Below are 19281 nucleotides of genomic sequence, written 5' to 3'. Positions count from 1 at the left end.
GCGATGGTCGTACCCGCACATCATAGCGCAGGGTCAGACGGCCCGATGCGCCGGGAGGCGCGCGGCGGCTCGTTGGCGCCGGCGCCCTAGTCTATGAGGCGCGAGCTTCGATGCTGTATGAGCAGGTGGCCCAGCACGACGCCTGCGGCGATGATGACCGAGACGGACGCGGCGGGCGCCCAGAAGACGAGGGAGACGATGAGCCCGCAGGCCTTGATCGCAAAGTCGACGGGCATGATGCTGCGGTTGAACTTGGTGAAGTGACGCAGGGTCCCGTTGTCCTTGTCGGCCTTGATGAGGCTGCTGTAGAGGAACATGTTGGTGGCCGCGGTCATCACGATCACCATCCCATAGAACGCCTGTGGGAAGGGGTCGTAGAAGCTGTTGGAGAGGAGGCTCGTGGCATAGGGCACGAGCGAGGTGAAGAACAGGAACACCAGCACCCACCACACCACGCGGCGGTCGATGACCCTGACGTAGTCCCACTCTGCGTTGTTGGATGACCACAGCGCGCTCAGCCAGAAGAACGAGGCGACGTAGGCAAACAGGTCGCCGCGGATGGCCCAGAGCCCCTCCCAGCTTATGGGGTCAGGCTTCTTGAGCTCCAGCACCAGCACGGTCATGATGATTGCGAGCAAGGCGTCAAAGAACGCGATCAGGCGGTCCTTCTCCACGAGGCGTCCCTTCACTTGGGAATCTACGGTTACCGTCCAGCATACTCCTGAACAGGGGCGCCAGCAGCGTCGGTGGCATGTCGAACGTGACGTGGCGCACGATGGGTCCCGTCGTGCGTTTTGCCAGGTGCCGCGAGCGTCTGTGGAGGGCATCTTGCGACTGCGGGGAGAGGCGCCCTGCGCCCGCGTGCTAGGATGGGACGCGCCATGACGGCGAGGGAGACCACGGACCGGACGCCCGACGCGGGCGCCCCTGCGGGAAGGACCACCATGCCCATGAGATTCAAGCGCCACCTGCCCATACCGCAGGATATTCGCGACGAGATGCCCCTCTCGGCCGACCTCGCGGCGCGCAAGGAGACGTTTGACGCAGAGCTTTCGGCCATCATCCGCGGGGAGTCCCCACGGCGTCTCCTCATCATCGGGCCCTGCTCGGCGGACCGCGAGGACTCGGTGCTCGACTACATGGAGAGGCTCGCCGCGCTCGCGCAGGAGGTCAAGGACAAGCTCCTCGTCGTCCCGCGCGTGTACACCAACAAGCCGCGCACCAAGGGAACGGGCTACAAGGGGCTCCTGCACAACCCCGACCCCATGGGGGCGCCCGACCTTCTTGAGGGCGTGAAGGCCATCCGTCACATGCATCTGGCGGTCATCGAGCGCACGGGTATGTTCCCGGCCGACGAGATGCTCTATCCCGAGAACTACCAGTATCTCGTCGACCTGCTCTCCTATGTGGCGGTGGGCGCGCGCTCCGTGGAGAATCAGCAGCATCGCCTGGTGGCGAGCGGCGTGCGCGGTGCGGTGGGCATGAAGAACCCCACCGGCGGCTCCATGGCCGTGATGCTCAACTCCATCAGCGCCGCCCAGGCGCCCCAGACCTTCATCTATCGCAACTGGGAGGTGGAGACTGCGGGCAACCCCCTGGCGCACGCGCTGCTTCGCGGCTACCAGGGCATGGACGGCGTCACCTATCCCAATTACCACTACGAGCACCTCGAGCGCCTGGCCATGCGGTACGCCTCGGGCGCCTACGAGAACCCGGCGGTCATCATCGACTGCAACCACGACAACTCGGGCAAGCGCCCGCTGGAGCAGCTGCGCATTGCCAACGAGGTGCTCGACAGCGTGAGCCGCAGCGCGGACGTCGCGGGCATCTTCAGGGGCTTCATGGTGGAGTCCTACCTCGAGGACGGCAGCCAGCCAGTGGACGGCGGCGTGTACGGAAAGTCCATCACGGACGCCTGCCTGGGCTGGGAGCGCACGGCCGCGCTGGTGCGGGACCTGGCCGAGCGAATCTAGGCACGGGGTCCGCCCGGGCGGGAGCCCGGCGAGCCGGGTTAGGGCCGGGCGGCGTCGTGCGGCGCCTAGCCCAGCTGCTCGCGGGCCGTCTCTCGGTGCGCCAGTGCCGTCAGAGGATGTCGCAGCCCTAGCTTAGCTGCTCGCGGGCCATCCGCACGTATTCCTCGGCGTTTTCCGCATTCGCCGCGACCTCTGCGGGCGTCAGCCTTCGCTTGACGCGGGCGGGGCTTCCCAGCGCAAGGCTGCCGTCGGGTATCACCGCGCCCTGGGTGACGAGCGAACCGGCCCCTATGATGCAGTCGCTGCCCACCTTGGCGCCGTTGAGCACGATGGCTCCCATGCCGATGACGGTGTTGTCGCCCACGTCGCAGCCGTGAACGACGGCGTTGTGCCCCACGGTCACCCCCTCGCCCAGGCGCACCGGAAAGCCGTGGTCAACGTGGATCGTGGCGTTGTCCTGGACGTTACTGCGCGGCCCCAGGCGGATGGGCTCCGCGTCGGCCCGGATGACGGCGCCGTGCCAGACGGAGCAGTCCCGCCCGAGCCTGACGTCTCCCGTGACGCTGGCGCTGGCTGCGATGTAGGTGTCCCGGTCCATGGTCCCCCCGTCCCTCAGTTGCCGTGCCTCCCAGGTCTCGTCCCGCGCGCCTTGGTCGTGGCGACGCGACATGCAAGACGAGGGCCCAGATGGTGCGGTGTCGGCCCGCGTTCATGGCGGGTCCCTCTTCACGTATCATTCTCTATCATTCCTCTTTACGGGCGGCGTTAGGCTCACGGTCGCAGGAAGGGACCCACCACCATGCTCGACATGATCAAGATCAGCCACCTTAACAAGTACTTTGGGGACCTCCATGTCCTCAAGGACGTCAACCTCACGGTTCGCGAGGGCGAGAAGCTCGTTCTCATCGGCCCCTCGGGTTCGGGCAAGTCCACGCTCATCCGTTCCATCAACTGGCTCGAGGAGCCCTCGAGCGGCGAGGTGCGCGTGGGCGGCGAGCTCATGACCCGCAAGAACCACCTGGACATCACCCGTAGGTATACCTCCATGGTGTTTCAGCAGTTCAACCTTTATCCCAACATGACGGTCATGGGCAACCTCACGCTGGCGCCCCTGAAGCTCCAGGGCAGGACCCGGGAGGAGGCCGAGAGGACCGCCCTCGAAAACCTCACGCGCGTCGGGCTCGCCCACAAGGCCGACGAGTACCCCCAGAACCTCTCGGGCGGCCAGCAGCAGCGCGTGGCCATCGCGCGGGCCCTGTGCACCAGACAGCCCATCATGCTGCTTGACGAGCCTACGAGCGCCCTCGATCCCGAGATGGTCAGCGAGGTTCTCAACGTCATGGTCGAGCTTGCCCAGGAGAACATCACGATGATCTGCGTGACGCACGAGATGGGCTTTGCCCGTCAGGTGGCCGACCGCGTCGTATTCATGGATGACGGCCAGATTCTTGAGACGGGTACGCCCGAGCACTTTTTCACCCATCCTGACAACCCGCGCTGCCAGGAGTTCCTTGGCAAGATTCTCAAGTAGGGAGGGGCCCATGACACGACCTGCCATCGTCACCGGCACCACGAGCCTCACGAGACGATCGTTCCTGGGCATGGCGGGCGCCCTTGGCCTCGCGCTTGCCGGACCCTCGCTGGGAGGCTGCGCTCGCTCGGGCGCTGCGAGCGCGGCTGACGGCGTGGAAGCCATCCAAGGCCGCGGAGTGCTCAGATGCGGCGTCAAGACCGACGTTCCCGGCTACGGGTACCAGGACCCCGCGACGGGCATCTTCAGGGGCATGGAGATAGACATCTGCCATGAGCTGGCCGCCGAGGTCTTCTCGACCACCGCGCAGGAGGCGAGGGACCGCAAGCTCGTGGAGTTCACGGGCGTCACGGCCAAGACCCGCGGTCCCCTCGTGGACTCCGGCCAGGTTGACCTCGTCTGCGCCACCTACACCATCACCGAGGAGCGCAAGAGGTCATGGAACTTCACTGACCCCTACTACACCGACTCCATCGGCATGCTCGTCCTCAAGTCGTCGGGGATCAAGACGGTGCTTGACCTGGACGGCGGGGTCATTGGCATCGGCGAGGGGGCCAACACCAAGAAGGCCATGGAGAAGATGCTCGAGGATCAGGGCCTCAAGGACAAGGTTCACCTGACCTTTGCCCAGTACATGGACTATCCCACGCTGGCGGCGGCCCTCGCCTCGGGCAACATCGACGTCTTCGCGCTGGACCGCTCGATCCTAGGCGGGTATGTCAACGACAGCAACGAGCTGCTCCAGAGCGACCTCGTCTTTGGCGAGCAGGACTACGGCATCTGCACCACCAAGCGGGCCGCGGAGCTGGCGGGGCTCTGTCAGGCCGTGGTGAGCCGCCTCGTCGCAGACGGCACCATCAAGGCGCTCGCCCGACGCTATGAGCTTCTTTAGGGAGGGGGACAGATACCATGGATCTTCTTGACGCGGAGCGCTGGGCGGCGACGCTCGCCGACTCCGGGCTTTTATGGCAGGGGTTCCTCTTCACGATGGGCGTGTCGCTGCTGGGACTGGCCCTCTCGTTGGTTGTGGGCACCGTCCTTGGCGTCTTTTCCACGACGCGCTCCGGGGTCATGCGCGCCGTCGCCCGCGTGTACGTGGAGTTCTTTCAGAACACTCCCATCGTCGTCCAGGTGTTCTTCGTCTACACCGCGGGCCCCATGATCTTGCAGCGGTTGTTCGGGACCCCGCACGTGGTGAGGATAGCCCCGTTCCTGCTCGTGGTCGTCTGCGTGGGGCTCTACCACGGCGCCTACATGGCGGAGGTCATCCGCACCGGCATCGAGGCCATCCCGCGCGGCCAGCTGGAGGGCGCCCAGTCACAGGGCTTCTCGCGCATGCAGGCGTACCGTCACGTCATCCTGCCGCAGACCTTTCGAATCATCCTGCCGCCCTTGGCCAACCAGGCGCTCAACCTGGTCAAGAACACCTCGGTCCTTGCGCTCATCGCCGGCGGCGACCTCATGTACCAGGCCGACATCATCGTCGCCGACACGGGCTATCTGCAGAGCTACGTCATCTGCTGTGCCATGTACTTCCTGATCTGCTTCCCGCTCGCCCTGCTCATCAGCTGGCTGGAACGACGCTCCGGGCGCCTGCGACGACCCAAGGCCTCGTCGGCGGGCACGCCCGCCCCTGTTGCCCGGACGACGGGGGAGGTGTAGCGCATGGGGGTTTTCACCGTCAGCAACGTGAGCTTCATGCTCCAGGGCCTGCTCAACACCATCGTCATCTCGCTTGCCTCCATCGTGCTCTCCATCCTCGCGGGCACCGTCCTCGCCCTCGTGAAGCAGTACTGCGCGGGCCGGCTTCGCTGGCTCAGCTGGGCCGTGAGCGCCTACATCGAGCTCTTCCGCTGCACGCCCAACCTGCTGTGGATTCTCATCTTCAGATTCACGGTCAAGGGCGACAACGTCCTCGTCTCGATTCTGGCGTTCACGGTGTTCACCTCCGCAGTCATGGCCGAGATCGTGCGCGGCGGGCTTAACGCCGTCCCCAAGGGCCAGTTCGAGGCGGCCCAGTCGCAGAGCTTCGGCTTCTTCGGCACCATGCGCCTCATCGTGCTGCCGCAGGTCTTCAAGGCCATCGTCCCGGCCCTGTTCAGCCAGTGCACGACGGTCATCAAGGACACCTCGTACCTGCGCGGCATCGACGTCCATGAGTTCATGCGCAACTCCGCCGTCGTCATGGGGCAGGCCTCCACGCTGGCTCAGATCCTGCTGCTCTACGGCTTTGTGCTCCTGACCTACTTCGTGCTGAACTTTGCCATATCGCTGGCGGTCCGCAGCTACCAGCGTCGTCTCGCCGCCGCGTGAGCGCGGCCTGCACCATCTTGGGCGCCCCGCGGGGGCGCAGGACCCTTTGAGCCTGGAGGAACAACGTGAGCCCCATCACCCTGGCCGCGCGCCATAGCACCGATCTCACGGGAGTCTGCGGAGGCAGCGACCCCATCGTCGTCTCGATCGCGCGCGACTACGGCGCGGAGGGGCACGAGGTGGGCAAGCTCCTCGCCGACAGGCTCTCGATCCCCCTGTACGACAACGAGCTGCTCGTGCGCTCGGCCCGGCGCATGGGCGTCAACGTGGATCAGGCCGCCCTGGCCGAGCGGGCCCAGGACGTTCCGCTGGCCCTCCTGCCCGGCGCCATCGATCAGCGCACGGAGTCAGACCGCCTCTTTGAGGCCATGAGGCAGGTGATACTGGACCTGGGCGCCACCACGAGCTGCATCATCGAGGGGCGCCTGTCCGACTACATCCTGCGCGACAATCCCAACCTCATCGCGGTGCTGGTGACGGCTCCGCTCGAGTGTCGCGTCAAGATCGTTGCCGACAAGAGGGGCCTCTCGCCCCATGAGGCCCTCACCCTCGTGCGCCGTCAGCAGCGTCGCCGCGAGCGCTTCTACACCCGCTACTCCGCCGGCAGGTGGGACATGTACGCCGACAAGGACCTCGTCGTGGACCGCTCGGTCTTTGGCCGGCAGGGCTGCTGCGACATCATCGCGGCGGCATACGAGTACAAGAGGTCGCTGATCGGTCGGTAGGACGGCCGGACGTCGGTGTAATGTGGTCGCGCGGCCCCCTGGCGGGCGTCCCGAGGACATGCCTGTCCGGACGTCGTCGTGATGAGGGGTCGTATTGTCTTGGCTTCGTAAGCCTTTGGCTGGCGCGCACGATTTGTGGGTACGTCCCCCATGTCAGGTGGCTGCCCTGCAGGGCGGATGTGGAAAAAACGGATGCAGATGCTAGAGCTCAGAAACGTCTCGAAGACCTATGTGACCAGTGCGTTTTCTCAGGTTGCGCTTGACGGCGTGACGGTGACCCTGCGCGACAGCGAGTTCGTGGCGGTGCTGGGGCCGTCCGGGTCGGGCAAGACGACGATGCTCAACATCCTTGGCGGCCTTGACCGTCCGGACGCGGGCGACATCGTCATCAACGGCGTCTCCACCGCGCGGTACGGTCCCAGGGACTGGGACGACTTCCGAAATCATCGCGTGGGCTTCGTCTTCCAGGGCTATAACCTCATCCCGCATCAGTCGGTCCTCTCCAATGTGGAGCTGGCGCTCACGCTCTCGGGCGTGGGTCGTGCGGAGCGAAGGACCCGCGCCTTGCGGGCGCTGGGGCAGGTTGGCCTTACGGACCACGCTCGCAAGCGGCCCAACCAGCTCTCGGGCGGGCAGATGCAGCGCGTGGCCATCGCACGCGCCCTCGTGAACGATCCCGACATCATCCTTGCCGACGAACCGACGGGGGCCCTGGACACCGAGACGGGCCTACAGGTCATGGAAATACTGGCCAAGGTCGCCCAGGACCGCCTGGTGGTCATGGTCACGCATAACGCGGGTCTGGCCGAGCGCTACGCGACGCGCGTCATTCGCATCAGGGACGGCAGCGTCGTGGGGGACTCCGATCCCATCGTCGCGGCAGGGAAGGCCCCGGACGCCGCGCCCGACTCCCGCGCCCGAGACGTGGCGCCCGCCCGGCCCGCGTCGTCTGGCGACGGCGGTCCTGGACGCGATCGCAGGGGAGGAAGACGCGCGTCGATGGGCATCCTGACGGCCCTCTCGCTCTCCTTCAACAACCTCATGAGCAAGGGGGGACGCACGGCCCTCACGGCCTTTGCGGGCTCCATCGGCATCATGGGCATTGCGGCCATCCTGGCCCTCTCAAACGGCGTCAACGACTACATACGCAAGACCGAGCGCGACACGCTCTCGAGCTACCCGCTCACCGTGAGCAGGGTCGGCATGGACATGTCGGGCCTGATGGGCACGATGACGGGAGGGTCGGACTCGACGCAGGGGGCGTCCGGGGGCGGCGAGGAGGCCGACGCCTCGGGCCCCATCCCGCAGACCGCCCTGGTGGGCGACCTGCTCGCACAGGTGAGATCCAACGACCTCGCCGAGTTCAAGCGCTTCCTCGAGGGAGGCACATCGGACATCACGCGCTATGCCTCCGCCGTCCAGTACGGCTACGACGTCACGCCTTGGGTCTTTGAGGAGGACGCCTCGCACGGCGTCACGCAGCTCAACCCCTCACCCCTGAGCGGGCCGTCGCCGCGCGCGGGCGAGCGCCTGTCGCTCAGCATCACCCCCTTCGGGTCCTCCTCGTTCTCGGAGCTTGCCTCCAGCCGCGACCTTCTCGAGAGCCAGATGGACGTGGTCAGGGGACGCTGGCCCTCCTCCGACGACGAGGCGGTCCTCATCCTGCGGCCGGACGGCAGCATCAGCGACTACACCCTCTACAACCTCGGCTTCTATGACCTCGACGCCATGAGCGACCTCATGCGCAGGCGGACCGGCGGAGAGAACGTGGAGCTGCCGGACGACGCGAGGGACTTCAGCTACGACGACGCGATGGGCATGAGGTTCAAGGTCGTTCCGGCCTGCGCGCTCTACCAGAGAAACGCCTCGTCAGGAACATGGACTGACATGTCCGACGACGCGGATTACCTGCGTGCGGTCATAGGCGAGGGCATCACCCTCAAGGTCGTGGGCGTCGTCAGGTCCACGAGCGCGGCGGGAGGGTCGAGCATGCCGGAGGGCATCGGCTACCTGCCGTCCCTGACGAGCCGCCTGATCAAGGACTCGTCCGAGAGCCGGATAGTCCAGGACCAGCTCGCGCAGCCCGAGGTGGACGTCTTCACGGGACGGACCTTCGACGACCTGCAGAGCGAGCAGGGAAGGACCATGGACATGAGCTCCCTCTTCTCCGTTGACGAGGACAAGCTCAGGAGCGCCTTCTCCTTTGACGCCTCGGCGCTTCAGGATCTGGGACGGCTTGACCTCTCGGGCATCTCCCTGGGGCCCTCCGACCCCACGGGGACATTCGGCCCCGACCTGACGGGCATGAGCCTTGACCCGAGCGTGACGTCCTCGATTCTTGACGCCGACGCCCTGGGGCGCCTCGTCGCCGACGCCCCGCGCTTTGACGTGGACGCGGCGCTGGGCCAGGCCGCCGCCGACCTGACGGACGAGCAGCGCGACGCCATCGCCCACGACACGTACGTGCTGGGCAGTGGCTTTGTTCAGTGGATGCGCCAGAACCATCCCGACGAGGTCCTGGCGGACCCCTCCATCTCGTCCGACGCGCTGTCACGGCGCTTTCAGGAGTACGTGAGCGAGGACGCCACGGCCCGAGAGGTCCGCGACGACCTCGACGCGCTGACCGAGACCACGCTGCAGACGGTTGTGGACGATGCCATGCAGGCCTATCTGACCAGGCAGTTCGTGCCCTACTTTGCCCAGTCGATGCAGTCTCTCATGTCCGTGGCGGCGCAGACCATGACCACGCAGCTCGCCCTGCAGCTGCAGCAGCAGATGGCCCAGGCCACCGACAGCCTCTCCGTCCGGCTGTCACAGGTCATATCAGGCCAGCTTCAGGCGCAGATGTCTGCGCTCTCGCGCGCGTTGAGCGACGGGTTCACGGTGGACCCCGCCGTCTTTGCGAGCGCCATCAAGCTCAACATGAGCCAGGAGGACCTGGCCTCGCTGTTTGCCAACTATGCGAACGCGGACGAGCTCACCTACCGCGCCAACCTCAGGAGGCTTGGGTACGCGGACGCAGCCGACCCCGACCTCATCAAGATCTATCCCAAGGACTTCCCGTCGAAGGAGGGCGTGCTCGGCGTCATCGACCAGTACAACCAGGCTGCTCGCGACGCCCAAGACGAGGGACGGGCCATCCAATACGTTGACGTCGCCGGCACGCTGATGAGGTCGGTGACCTCCATCGTCGACATGGTCTCGCTGGTGCTGATCGCCTTCGTCTCCATCTCGCTGGTGGTGAGCTCCATCATGATCGGCGTCATTACCTACATCAGCGTGCTTGAGCGTCGCAAGGAGATCGGCATACTGCGCGCCATGGGGGCGTCCCGGCTCAACATCGCCAACATCTTCAATGCCGAGACGACCATCGAGGGGCTCCTGTCCGGCGTTCTGGCCGTCTCCGTCGTGTATGCGCTGTCGGCACCCATAAACGCCGCCGTGCTCCAGGCCCAGGGCGTCTCCGGCATCATGGCGCTCCGTCTTGCGGACGCCGTCGCGCTGGTTGTCGTCTCGGTCCTTCTCACGCTCGTCGCGGGCGTCGTGCCCGCCATGGCCGCGGCGCGTCGTGACCCGGTTGAGGCTCTCAGGGGCGAGTAGTACCATCATCAGATGTCGTGGCGCGCAGCGTCACGGACCCTGACCCTGACTCTGACCCGTCATCCCACGGACCGAGAGGAGCCTGTCTCACATGCCCGAAGCCACGCCTCCCTCCGACGCGCAGCGTGAGCGCATCGAGCGGGCGCGGCGGCTCTTCGTTGACCTCTCGCCCCGGCGCCTCTTCTTTACCGCCGCGGTCCCCGGCGCCCTGAGCATGCTCTCGTCCTCGCTCTACGATTTGGCGGACGGCATCTTTGTGGGACAGATCCTGGGCGAGCAGGCCTTTGCCGCGGTCAACTTCGCGATGCCCTTCGTGATCATGGTCTTCGCCTTTGGCGACCTGGTGGGCGTGGGCTCGTCAGTGCCCATCTCCATCGCCCTGGGCAGGGGGGACCACGACCGCGCCAACAACGTCTTCAGCTGCTCGATCATCATGAACGTGGCGGGCGGCGGCCTGCTGGGCGGCCTGCTCTGGCTCCTGTCGCCTTGGATCATGGGGATGCTGGGCGCCACGGGGGAGCTCGCGGACATGGCCGTGACCTTCGTGAGGATGTACGCGCTCTGGTCGCCCGTCACCACCACGATGTTCGCCATTGACAACTACCTGCGTATCTGCGGAAAGATCAAGAGCGCCCTGGCCCTCAACGTGTTCATGGCGCTGGTCGGGGCCGCCGTGGAGTTCTCGCTCCTGTACTATGCGCGCCTGGGTGTGTTCGGCGCGGCTCTGGGCTACTGCGTCGCCATCGCCTCGGCGGTCGTCGTGGGGATGGCGCCCTTCGCGGCGGGACGGATGCTTTTGCGGCTCGTGCGCCCGCGCTTTACGCTTGAGCTGGTGAGGGAGGTCATGGTCGCCGGCATGTCGGCGTTTCTCAACAACGTGGCCAGCCGCCTCGCCGCCGTCATACTCAACGTCGCTCTGCTCTCGACGGGCGGGGCCCGCGCCGTGTCGGTCTACGGCATGCTCATGTACGCGGGCGGCTTCATCTATCCCATCATCTACGGCATCTGCGACTCCCTGCAGCCCGCCGTCGGCTACAACTGGGGCGCCCGTCACTTTGAGCGCGTGCGGGCCATCGAGCGCTGGTGCTTTGGCGCCGCCGCCTTCGTGGGCGTGGGGTTCTCCTGCGTCATGTTCCTCTTTCCGGAGCAGGTGACGCGCATCTTTATGGCCGACGCCTCGGGCGAGCTGCTCGCCCTGGCCATCTGGGCCTTCAGGTGCTTCTCGCTGACCTACCTGGTTCGCTGGTTCCCCATAGCGACGCTCTCGCTGTTCACCGCGACCGAGAACCCCAAGCTTGCGGTGCTGCTGTCGATATTCTTCGCCCTCGTCGCCCCGCTGGTGGCCCTGGGCGTCCTGTGGCCGCTCGGCCTTACAGGGCTGTGGCTTAACGTGCCGCTGTCCGGCCTGCTGTCCGCCGGCGTCGCCCTTGGGCTGATACGCGCCTTCAGGGACGAGCTTCACCTGCGCTAGCCGGGGTCCACGCGTCCGCGCCGACGCCCCCCTCGCGCCACCATGGTCAAATTCATCGAACATATGTCCGCATCTTGCGCTATGCTACGGATGAGATGGCCCGGGACGAGGGAGGAAGTCATGTTCAAGAAGACGAGCGACCTGCGCGTGGCCGCGTTCTTTGCCGATGGCCTGGAGGAGTGCGAGGCCCTGGTGGTATGCGACCTCCTCTATCGCGCGGGCATCAAGGTCGACAAGGTGTCCGTGACGAGCAACCTGGCCGTCCAATCGAGCCACGAGGTGACCATCGTCTGCGACCGCAGCCTGCGGGACGAGGACTTCTCGTTTGATGACTACGGCCTGCTCTTCCTACCCGGCGGCATGCCCGGTTCGACCAACCTGCGCGCCTGCGAGCCTCTGACTGCGGCCCTTCGGACGGCCGTCGCGGCGGGAACGGACGTCGCGGCCGTCTGCGCGGCGCCCTTCATCCTGGCCGAGCTGGGCCTCCTCGCAGGAAGGCGCGCCACGAGCAATCCCGGCTTCCAGCACGTCCTCGTCGAGCACGGCGCCCAGGTGCTCCAAGACCCGGTGGTCATGGACGGGAGCCTCATCACCAGCAAGGGCCTGGGCACCTGCGTGGAGCTGGGCCTGGCGCTCGTGGGTCGCTACCTGGGCCCCAAGGCCGTCGAGCGGCTCAAGGACCAGATCGTCTACCTTCGCTAGGGTCAGACGCTCATGCACGGGCTTGCCACGACCCCCGCGGGGGCGGGGCGCACATCGCCTCGCCAACGCTGGTATCTGGTCGTTGACCTCAAGAGCTTCTACGCGAGCGTGGAGTGCGTGGAGCGCGGGCTCGACCCGCTGACGGCCCGCCTGGTGGTGGCCGACCCCACCCGCACCCAAAAGACCATCTGCCTGGCCGTGTCGCCCGCCCTGAAGGCGCTCGGCGTGCGCAACCGCTGTCGAGTGTTTGAGATTCCCACGTCCATCGACTATCTGATGGCGAGCCCGCGCATGGCCCTCTACATAGAGCGCTCCGCCGACGTCTACGCCGTCTATCTGCGGTACGTGAGCCCCGAGGACATCCACGTGTACTCCATTGACGAGGTCTTCCTGGACGTGACTCCCTACCTGGACCTGTATGGCTGCACGGCCCACGAGTTGGCCGAGCGCATTCGTCAGGACGTGGTGCGCTCCACGGGCATTCCGGCCGCCTGCGGGGTGGGCACCAACCTGTACCTCGCCAAGGTGGCCCTTGACATCACGGCCAAGCGCAGCCCCGACTCGCTTGGCATCCTCACGCAGGAGAGCTACCGTCAGACGCTCTGGGACCATCGGCCCCTCACGGACTTCTGGCGCGTCGGCCCCGCCACGGCGCGCCGGCTGGCCTCCCTGGGCGTCACCACCATGGGGCAGTTGGCCTCGCATCCCCGCGAGCCGCTCTACCGGACGTTCGGCGTGGACGCCGAGATACTCATCGACCACGCCTGGGGCGTCGAGCCCGTCACCATCGCAGACGTCAAGTCCTATCGGCCGCGGAGTAAGAGCCTCTCAAACGGCCAGGTCCTGGCGCATGACACGGACCGTGCGGGCGGCTTCGTCATCGCCAAGGAGATGGCGGACGTCCTGACGCTGGAGCTGGTGGAGCGCGGGCTCGTGTGCTCGTCCCTCTCGCTCATGGTGGGCTACAAGCCCACCCCGCGCGACGGGCTTGCCGCCCTCGGGGTGGCGCAGCGAGCAGGGGCGCGCCCGGGCGACCTGCGCCGAGGTGAGCTGAGGGACGCCGGCGGCGTCACGCTGTCGCAGCCCACCAGCTCGCTCGCGCGAATCTGGCGCGCGCTCGAGGGGCTGTACGGTCGCGTCGTCACCCGGGACCTCCCGGTGCACCGGTTGGGCGTCTGCTTGGGCGGGGTCGGTTCCGAGCGGGCCCCGGGCACCCAGATGAGCCTCCTTGACGATGGGGGAGCAGATGACGCGCGCGAACGTCGTCGCCAGGAGGCCATCAGCGCAATCAAGGGCAAGTTTGGCAAGAACGCTCTGCTCAAAGGCATAGACCTGCTGCCGGGTGCCACGGCGCGGGAGCGCAACGCCCAGATCGGGGGTCATCGCAGTGGCGTCGAGGAGGGCTGAGGGGACGGCTTTGGGACGTCCTGGGGCTGCCGCGTCCGGACGTCCTGCGCGGCCGACGCCGCCGGGCGACCCGGCGCCGGCCCTCGACGGCGACGACGAGCTGCACCTGCGCCATCCGCGCATGCCTCTCTCGCGGCGGGCAAAGATCTTCATGCCCTTCGAGCCTCTCAGGGGCTATCGCGCGGCCCTGCGCGAGCGCGAGCGTCGGCTGGGCCGCGTGCCGCGCGTCGAGCTTGGCCTCGAGCGCCGCGAGGAGCTCTCGGCGCTGCTGGCGTCCCTGCGCGCCGGCGAGGAGGTCCTCGTCCGCCACTATCGGGACGGCAGTTACGTGCTGACACGGGGCGTCGTCGCCAGGCTGCGCCGAGCCGATCAGGTTCTCGAGCTTGACGGGGCGAGCATCCCCCTTGAGGACATCGCCCTGCTGGAGCGCGTGGACGCCCGGGAATAGGTCCCACCCGCCGCCGTCGCGCCCTTGTCGCCAAGAGTTCGCGGCGTGGCCCGCGCTGACGGCTTTGTGACGTCTGGGCGCGCGCGGGCGCCGAGCGCCATCCTTGCGGTCGTGCTTGGGCATAATAGACGGAAGTCGTCATGGACGGGACGGACGTGAAGAGAGGTGAGGCATGGCGCGTCAGGCACGCACGCGGCAGCTTGTCGGCGAGGAGAGGGACTATCGTGACGTCGCGGCCAACGCCCGCGGCTCATGGCTGCTGACCCTGCTCGGGGTTCTCCTGTCGGCCTTGGGCATCGCCCTGGTCCCAGGTGGAGGCGGCACGCAGCTGCCCCTCACGCTCCTTGCCATCGCCGTCGTCCTGGGTGGCGTCGCCCTGCTGTACGGGGGGCACTCCCTACGGCGTGACGCCCGCAGGGCCAAGCGGCGTCATGACGAGGGGCGAGGGGAGCGGCATCATGGCTGACGGGCGGCACCGTCGCCGGCGCGTCCGCTCGCGCCTGGGCGACAGGCCTGCCGCCATGGTCGCTCCCCACGTGCCGGAACGCTAGAATTGGCTTCGGCCGCCGCGTTCGCACGGCGGGCGCAGGCGACGCTGGCAGGAGGTGACCCGTGGCGTTCGTTGAGTTCAAGGACGTGCGCAAGACGTATCAGATGGGCGACGTCGAGGTCAGGGCCGTCGATGGCATGGACTTCGCCATCGAGCGGGGCGAGCTCGTCGTCATCGTCGGCCCCTCGGGCGCCGGCAAGACCACGGTGCTCAACATGCTCGGGGGCATGGACTCCTGCAGCTCGGGCACCATCGCGCTCGACGGTGCGCTCGTCAGCGCGATGGGGGAGCGCGAGCTCACCCAGTACCGCCGTCACGACATCGGCTTCGTGTTCCAGTTCTACAACCTCGTCCAGAACCTCACGGCGCTCGAGAACGTGGAGCTGGCGGGGCAGATATGTCGTGACCCCCTGCCGGCCGCCGACGTGCTCGCGCAGGTGGGACTCGAAAAGCGCATGGACAACTTTCCCGCCCAGCTCTCCGGTGGCGAGCAGCAGCGCGTGGCCATCGCACGCGCCTTGGCCAAGAACCCCAAGCTGCTCCTTTGTGACGAGCCCACGGGCGCCCTGGACTACCGGACGGGCAAGCAGATACTGGGGCTTCTCCAGGACACCTGCAGGAGCACGGGACGCACCGTGGTCATCGTGACTCACAACATGGCCTTCACGCAGATCGCCGACCGCGTGATTCATGTCCGCGAGGGGCGCGCGCAGGCCGTCGAGCTCAACGACCGTCCCGCCGACGCCGCCGTCGTCGAGTGGTAGGCCCATGCCCGCGCCCATGAACACCTCCCTTCCGCCCGACGCGCCCCGTGACAGGCCGTCCGCTCGCGGACGTTGCCTCTCGGCGTTCTGGCTTGAGCTTCTGCGCTCCATCCGCGGCAGCCTGGGGCGCTTCCTCGCCATCCTGGGCATCGTCGCGCTGGGCTGCGGCTTCTTTGCGGGCCTGCAGATGGCGGGCTCCGACATGCGCCTGGCCGCCGACCGCTACTACGACGCCACCTGCCTCTGGGACCTGCGCGTCATCTCGACCTTGGGCCTCGGCGACGCCGACGTCCTCCGTCTGGGCCAGATCGAGGGCGTCACGGAGGTCATGGCCTCCCGCAGCGTGGACGCCATGGCCCAGATGGCCGACGAGCAGGTGGCCGTGAGGATCACGTCCCTTGGCGAGGAGGATGCCGAGAAGGACAGGTTCGCGTCCGTGAGCGCCTCGCGCGTCAACCGCCTCGTTCTCCGGGAGGGAGGCTGGCCCACGGCGGCGAACGAGTGCGTGATCTCGGCCGACGTCAACCGCGGCGTGTCGGTGGGGGACACCATCAGGGTCCTCTATGGCAGCTCCGCCCTTGACGACCTGCTCCAGACGAGGTCCTACACGGTCGTGGGAACGGTGAGCTCGTCCGACAACGTCTACACGAGTAACTTTGGCTCCACCAACCTGGGCGCGGGCAAGATCGACGACTACCTCTACGTGCCCGACGGCGCCTTCAAGCACGACGCGGCCTATACCGTCGCCTATCTGAAGGTCGCCGGCGCCCAGGACCTCCAGAGCGGGTCGGACGCCTATCGCACAAAGGTGGGATCGGTCAAGGAGCGCATCGAGCAGGAAACGGACGCCCTCGCGTCCGGGCGTCGGGAGGACCTCCGGAAGAAGGCCCAGGCCGAGCTTGACGACGAGGTTGCCACGTACTGGCACAAGCATGACGAGGCCTACGACGAGCTTGCCGCCTCCAAACGCAGGCTCGACGAGGCGGAGGCGCAGATTGCCGACGGCCAGGCGCAGCTCGACGCGGGCCAGCGGGAGTATGACGCGGGCGTGGCCGAGCTGCGAAGCAGGAGGGCGGACGCCGAACGGCAGCTTGCCGACGGCCAGGCGCAGCTCGACGCGCGGCGCGCGGAGTGGCGTCGAGGCGTCGACGAGCTCCTGAACAGCACGCAGACCTCCTCGCTCGAGGAGGCGCGAGAAAGGCTTGAGGGACAGGCCGCCCAGGTGGACGCCGCACTCGCCCAGCTTGCGGGCCCTGCCGAGCGCTACGACGAGGTCAGCCGGCAGCTCCAGCAGCTCGAGGCGGCCACGACGGCGCTCCAGAAGCAGATAGACGCCCTCGAGGCGAGCGGGGCGGCCGACCCCGGCACGCTCGCGGCCCTGCGCCAGCAGCTGGCGGAGCTCATGGCGCAGTGTGACGCGGCGCGGCAGGCCCTTGACGCCCTGAGGCCGGCAAAGGAGCGACATGATGCTCTCCAGGCCCAGGCCGCCCAGATCAGGGAGGCCCTCGACGGCGCTCAGAACCTCATCGACGGTGCCGGGGCCCTTGACGCCGCCCAGCGGCAGCTCGACGACGGTGGCGCCGACGCCCGGCGGGCGATCGCCTCCGGCCAGGCCAGGCTCGACGCCGCCGCCGACGAGCTCGCTCGCGCTCGCGCCCGCCTCTCTGCCGCCCGCGCCCAGCTGGAGGACGGCAGGGTCCGGTACGACGACGGCAAGGCCGAGGCGGACGAGCGGTTCGCCACGGCCTGGCAGCAGATTCAGGACGCCCAGAGGAAAATCGATGACATCGGGCTCCCCGACGTCTATGTCCTCGATCGCACCCAGAGCGAGAGCGCGGCCACCTATCAGGCGGACACCGAGCGCATGGATCACATCGCCAACGTCTTTCCCCTCATCTTCTTTTTGGTGGCGGCCCTCGTGGCGCTCACCACGATGACGCGCATGGTCGAGGACGACCGCGTCCAGATCGGCACGTACAAGGCGCTCGGCTATGGCAAGGCGGCCATCGCGAGCAAGTACCTCATCTATGCGGCCGCGGCGGCGGGCCTCGGCGCCGTCGTGGGCATTCTCGTGCTGTCGCAGGTGCTGCCCCGGGTGGTCACCGTCGCCTACTCCATCATCTATGCGGTGCCGCTCATGGCGTTTCCCCTGCCTGTGAGCCTGCCGGTGGCCCTCATGGCCGGCGGGCTGGGTGTGGGCGTGACGCTGCTCGCCACCTGGGCGGCCGCGTACTCCACCCTGCGCGAGGCGCCCGCGACGCTGATGCTCCCGCGTGCCCCCAAGGCGGGCAAGCGCATTCTGTTGGAGAACGTCGGCCCCGTGTGGCGGCGCCTGTCCTTCTCGTGGAAGGTCACGTTCCGCAACCTCTTCCGCTACAAGCGCCGCCTGCTCATGACCGTCATAGGCATATCGGGCTGTACCGCCCTGCTCCTGGTGGGATTTGGGATGCGCGACTCCATCTGGGACATCATCGACCTTCAGTTTGGCTCGATCGTCCATTACGACACCACCGTGGGCCTCACGACCGACGCCACCGAGTTCGAGGTGGCGGATGTGAGCGACTACCTGCGCTCCACCGGGTCCGTCAGCGACCAGGTGCGGGTGCAGCAGGAGAACATGCAGGCCTCCGGCACCGGTGCCTCCACGAGCGCCACCTCCACCACCGCCACGACCGTGGTCATCCCCCAGGACAGCGCTGCGCTTCCCTCCGCCGTGAGCCTCAGGGACCGCGTCAAGGGCTCCCAGGTCCCCTTCGATGACGATGCGGTGGTGGTGAGCGAGAAGCTCGCCGCGCTTCATGGCGTCAAGGTGGGGGACAGCATCGTCCTCTATGACCAGGACGACGTCGGCAACGCCGTCGGGGACGGCCATGCGCTCACCGTCACGGGCATCGCGGAGAACTACGTGCGCAACTACGTCTACGTGGGCCGTGAGGCCTGGAAGGGCGTGAGCGACGTCGTGCCGACGTTCTCGACGATCTGGTGCAACATCCCCGACGCGTCCGCCCGCGCCGGCATCTCGAGCCGTCTGCATGATTTGGGGGACGTCTCCACCGTGATCTTCTCAAACGAGATCATCGACCAGTATCGCCACATGCTCACGGCCGTCAACATGGTCGTGGTGGTCCTCATCGTGTCCGCGGCGTCGTTGGCGTTCATCGTGCTGTACAACCTCACCAACATCAACGTGGACGAGCGCGTGCGCGAGATAGCCAGCCTCAAGGTCCTGGGCTTCACGCGCCGCGAGGTGTACGCCTACGTCTTCCGCGAGATCATCCTGCTCACGCTCATCGGCGACGCCGTGGGCCTGGCGCTCGGCGTGTTCCTGGAGCGCTTCGTCATCACCACGGCCGAGGTTGACTACGTGATGTTCGGTCGCACCATCCACCTTCCGAGCTTTGCGTTCGCCTTTGTCCTCACGCTCGTCTTCTCGGGCGTCGTGATGCTCATCATGCGCCACAAGCTCGACCGCATCGACATGGTGGAGTCGCTCAAGAGCGTGGAGTAGGCGCGGCGGCGCGGATGGTCTCGAGCGCCAGCGTCGCCGCGATCTGGGGGGCCTGCTTGGGGACGTTGTGGGCGCAGTCGCTCACCACCACCAGGCGCACGCGCTCGTTGCCCCCCGAACAGATGCCCTTATAAATGGCCTGGGTCTCCTCGGGGCGGACGCAGTCGTGCTCTCCCGCGACGATCGTGGCCGGGCAGCGCACGGCCGCGAGCGAGGACGCCTTGACGTGTGGCTCCTCGAGCATCAGCTCAAGCAGGTCGGCGCCGTCGCGGGCCTCGCCGGCGGTGGG

At 67.2% G+C, this 19281-nt stretch carries 17 protein-coding genes; 14 read left to right on the top strand and 3 right to left on the bottom strand.

The window, feature by feature from the left end; all coding sequences use genetic code 11:
- Positions 1 to 86: 86 nt before the first annotated feature.
- Complete coding sequence (locus tag HMPREF2826_RS08825; protein WP_070641338.1) at positions 87 to 674, bottom strand: TMEM175 family protein; 588 nt, start codon at positions 672 to 674, stop codon at positions 87 to 89.
- Between the two features lie 270 nt (positions 675 to 944).
- On the opposite strand from HMPREF2826_RS08825, the gene HMPREF2826_RS08820 reads away from it, so the two are divergent.
- A complete protein-coding gene (locus tag HMPREF2826_RS08820; protein ID WP_070641336.1) occupies positions 945 to 1973 on the top strand; it encodes a 3-deoxy-7-phosphoheptulonate synthase in 1029 nt (342 codons plus the stop codon).
- A gap of 127 nt (positions 1974 to 2100) precedes the next feature.
- On the opposite strand, the gene HMPREF2826_RS08815 is transcribed toward HMPREF2826_RS08820, so the two are convergent.
- Positions 2101 to 2571, bottom strand: a complete 471-nt coding sequence (locus tag HMPREF2826_RS08815; protein WP_070641031.1) for a gamma carbonic anhydrase family protein — start codon at positions 2569 to 2571, stop codon at positions 2101 to 2103.
- Positions 2572 to 2772: 201 nt separating this feature from the next.
- On the opposite strand from HMPREF2826_RS08815, the gene HMPREF2826_RS08810 reads away from it, so the two are divergent.
- From HMPREF2826_RS08810 to HMPREF2826_RS08750, 13 genes are all read left to right on the top strand, one after another.
- Positions 2773 to 3504, top strand: a complete 732-nt coding sequence (locus HMPREF2826_RS08810; protein WP_070641029.1) for an amino acid ABC transporter ATP-binding protein — start codon at positions 2773 to 2775, stop codon at positions 3502 to 3504.
- 10 nt (positions 3505 to 3514) lie between these two features.
- Positions 3515 to 4396, top strand: coding sequence for a transporter substrate-binding domain-containing protein (locus tag HMPREF2826_RS08805; protein ID WP_070641027.1), 882 nt, complete (start codon positions 3515 to 3517; stop codon positions 4394 to 4396).
- Between the two features lie 17 nt (positions 4397 to 4413).
- Entirely contained in the window at positions 4414 to 5166 is a 753-nt protein-coding gene (locus tag HMPREF2826_RS08800; RefSeq protein WP_070641025.1) for an amino acid ABC transporter permease, read from the top strand.
- 3 nt (positions 5167 to 5169) lie between these two features.
- Positions 5170 to 5817, top strand: a complete 648-nt coding sequence (locus HMPREF2826_RS08795) for an amino acid ABC transporter permease (protein ID WP_070641023.1) — start codon at positions 5170 to 5172, stop codon at positions 5815 to 5817.
- 65 nt (positions 5818 to 5882) lie between these two features.
- Positions 5883 to 6542, top strand: a complete 660-nt coding sequence (locus tag HMPREF2826_RS08790; protein ID WP_083307375.1) for a cytidylate kinase-like family protein — start codon at positions 5883 to 5885, stop codon at positions 6540 to 6542.
- 198 nt (positions 6543 to 6740) lie between these two features.
- Positions 6741 to 10142 (top strand): ABC transporter ATP-binding protein/permease, encoded by a 3402-nt coding sequence (locus HMPREF2826_RS08785; protein WP_070641332.1) that lies wholly within the window; start codon positions 6741 to 6743, stop codon positions 10140 to 10142.
- A 91-nt stretch (positions 10143 to 10233) separates the two neighbouring features.
- Positions 10234 to 11613, top strand: a complete 1380-nt coding sequence (locus HMPREF2826_RS08780) for an MATE family efflux transporter (RefSeq protein ID WP_083307373.1) — start codon at positions 10234 to 10236, stop codon at positions 11611 to 11613.
- A 120-nt stretch (positions 11614 to 11733) separates the two neighbouring features.
- On the top strand, positions 11734 to 12315 hold the full coding sequence (locus HMPREF2826_RS08775; protein WP_070641021.1) for a DJ-1 family glyoxalase III: 582 nt from the start codon (positions 11734 to 11736) through the stop codon (positions 12313 to 12315).
- A 12-nt stretch (positions 12316 to 12327) separates the two neighbouring features.
- Entirely contained in the window at positions 12328 to 13722 is a 1395-nt protein-coding gene (locus HMPREF2826_RS08770) for a Y-family DNA polymerase (protein WP_070641019.1), read from the top strand.
- A gap of 10 nt (positions 13723 to 13732) precedes the next feature.
- Positions 13733 to 14170 (top strand): hypothetical protein, encoded by a 438-nt coding sequence (locus HMPREF2826_RS08765; protein WP_083307372.1) that lies wholly within the window; start codon positions 13733 to 13735, stop codon positions 14168 to 14170.
- A gap of 172 nt (positions 14171 to 14342) precedes the next feature.
- Complete coding sequence (locus HMPREF2826_RS08760) at positions 14343 to 14636, top strand: hypothetical protein (protein WP_070641017.1); 294 nt, start codon at positions 14343 to 14345, stop codon at positions 14634 to 14636.
- Positions 14637 to 14782: 146 nt separating this feature from the next.
- Entirely contained in the window at positions 14783 to 15484 is a 702-nt protein-coding gene (locus HMPREF2826_RS08755) for an ABC transporter ATP-binding protein (protein WP_058270147.1), read from the top strand.
- Positions 15485 to 15488: 4 nt separating this feature from the next.
- A complete protein-coding gene (locus HMPREF2826_RS08750) occupies positions 15489 to 18992 on the top strand; it encodes an FtsX-like permease family protein (RefSeq protein ID WP_246824726.1) in 3504 nt (1167 codons plus the stop codon).
- On the opposite strand, the gene HMPREF2826_RS09490 is transcribed toward HMPREF2826_RS08750, so the two are convergent.
- On the bottom strand, positions 18976 to 19281 hold a 306-nt coding region (locus tag HMPREF2826_RS09490; RefSeq protein ID WP_168164005.1), incomplete at its 5' end, for an alpha/beta fold hydrolase. The genes HMPREF2826_RS08750 and HMPREF2826_RS09490 overlap by 17 nt on opposite strands.

Source organism: Olsenella sp. HMSC062G07, from assembly GCF_001811895.1.
In the GTDB taxonomy this organism is placed as follows: Bacteria; Actinomycetota; Coriobacteriia; order Coriobacteriales; family Atopobiaceae; genus Olsenella_F; species Olsenella_F massiliensis.
The sequence above is the reverse complement of the archived record's forward strand: the minus strand, read 5'-3'. Positions and strand labels throughout refer to the sequence as shown.

Excerpts from the sequence above, each read along its gene's own strand:
- HMPREF2826_RS08820 (WP_070641336.1), top strand. The coding sequence starts at position 945 with ATGCCCATGAGATTCAAGCGCCACCTGCCCATACCGCAGGATATTCGC.
- HMPREF2826_RS08815 (WP_070641031.1), bottom strand. The coding sequence starts at position 2,571 with ATGGACCGGGACACCTACATCGCAGCCAGCGCCAGCGTCACGGGAGAC.
- HMPREF2826_RS08810 (WP_070641029.1), top strand. The coding sequence starts at position 2,773 with ATGCTCGACATGATCAAGATCAGCCACCTTAACAAGTACTTTGGGGAC.
- HMPREF2826_RS08805 (WP_070641027.1), top strand. The coding sequence starts at position 3,515 with ATGACACGACCTGCCATCGTCACCGGCACCACGAGCCTCACGAGACGA.
- HMPREF2826_RS08800 (WP_070641025.1), top strand. The coding sequence starts at position 4,414 with ATGGATCTTCTTGACGCGGAGCGCTGGGCGGCGACGCTCGCCGACTCC.
- HMPREF2826_RS08795 (WP_070641023.1), top strand. The coding sequence starts at position 5,170 with ATGGGGGTTTTCACCGTCAGCAACGTGAGCTTCATGCTCCAGGGCCTG.
- HMPREF2826_RS08785 (WP_070641332.1), top strand. The coding sequence starts at position 6,741 with ATGCTAGAGCTCAGAAACGTCTCGAAGACCTATGTGACCAGTGCGTTT.
- HMPREF2826_RS08780 (WP_083307373.1), top strand. The coding sequence starts at position 10,234 with ATGCCCGAAGCCACGCCTCCCTCCGACGCGCAGCGTGAGCGCATCGAG.
- HMPREF2826_RS08775 (WP_070641021.1), top strand. The coding sequence starts at position 11,734 with ATGTTCAAGAAGACGAGCGACCTGCGCGTGGCCGCGTTCTTTGCCGAT.
- HMPREF2826_RS08770 (WP_070641019.1), top strand. The coding sequence starts at position 12,328 with ATGCACGGGCTTGCCACGACCCCCGCGGGGGCGGGGCGCACATCGCCT.
- HMPREF2826_RS08760 (WP_070641017.1), top strand. The coding sequence starts at position 14,343 with ATGGCGCGTCAGGCACGCACGCGGCAGCTTGTCGGCGAGGAGAGGGAC.
- HMPREF2826_RS08750 (WP_246824726.1), top strand. The coding sequence starts at position 15,489 with ATGCCCGCGCCCATGAACACCTCCCTTCCGCCCGACGCGCCCCGTGAC.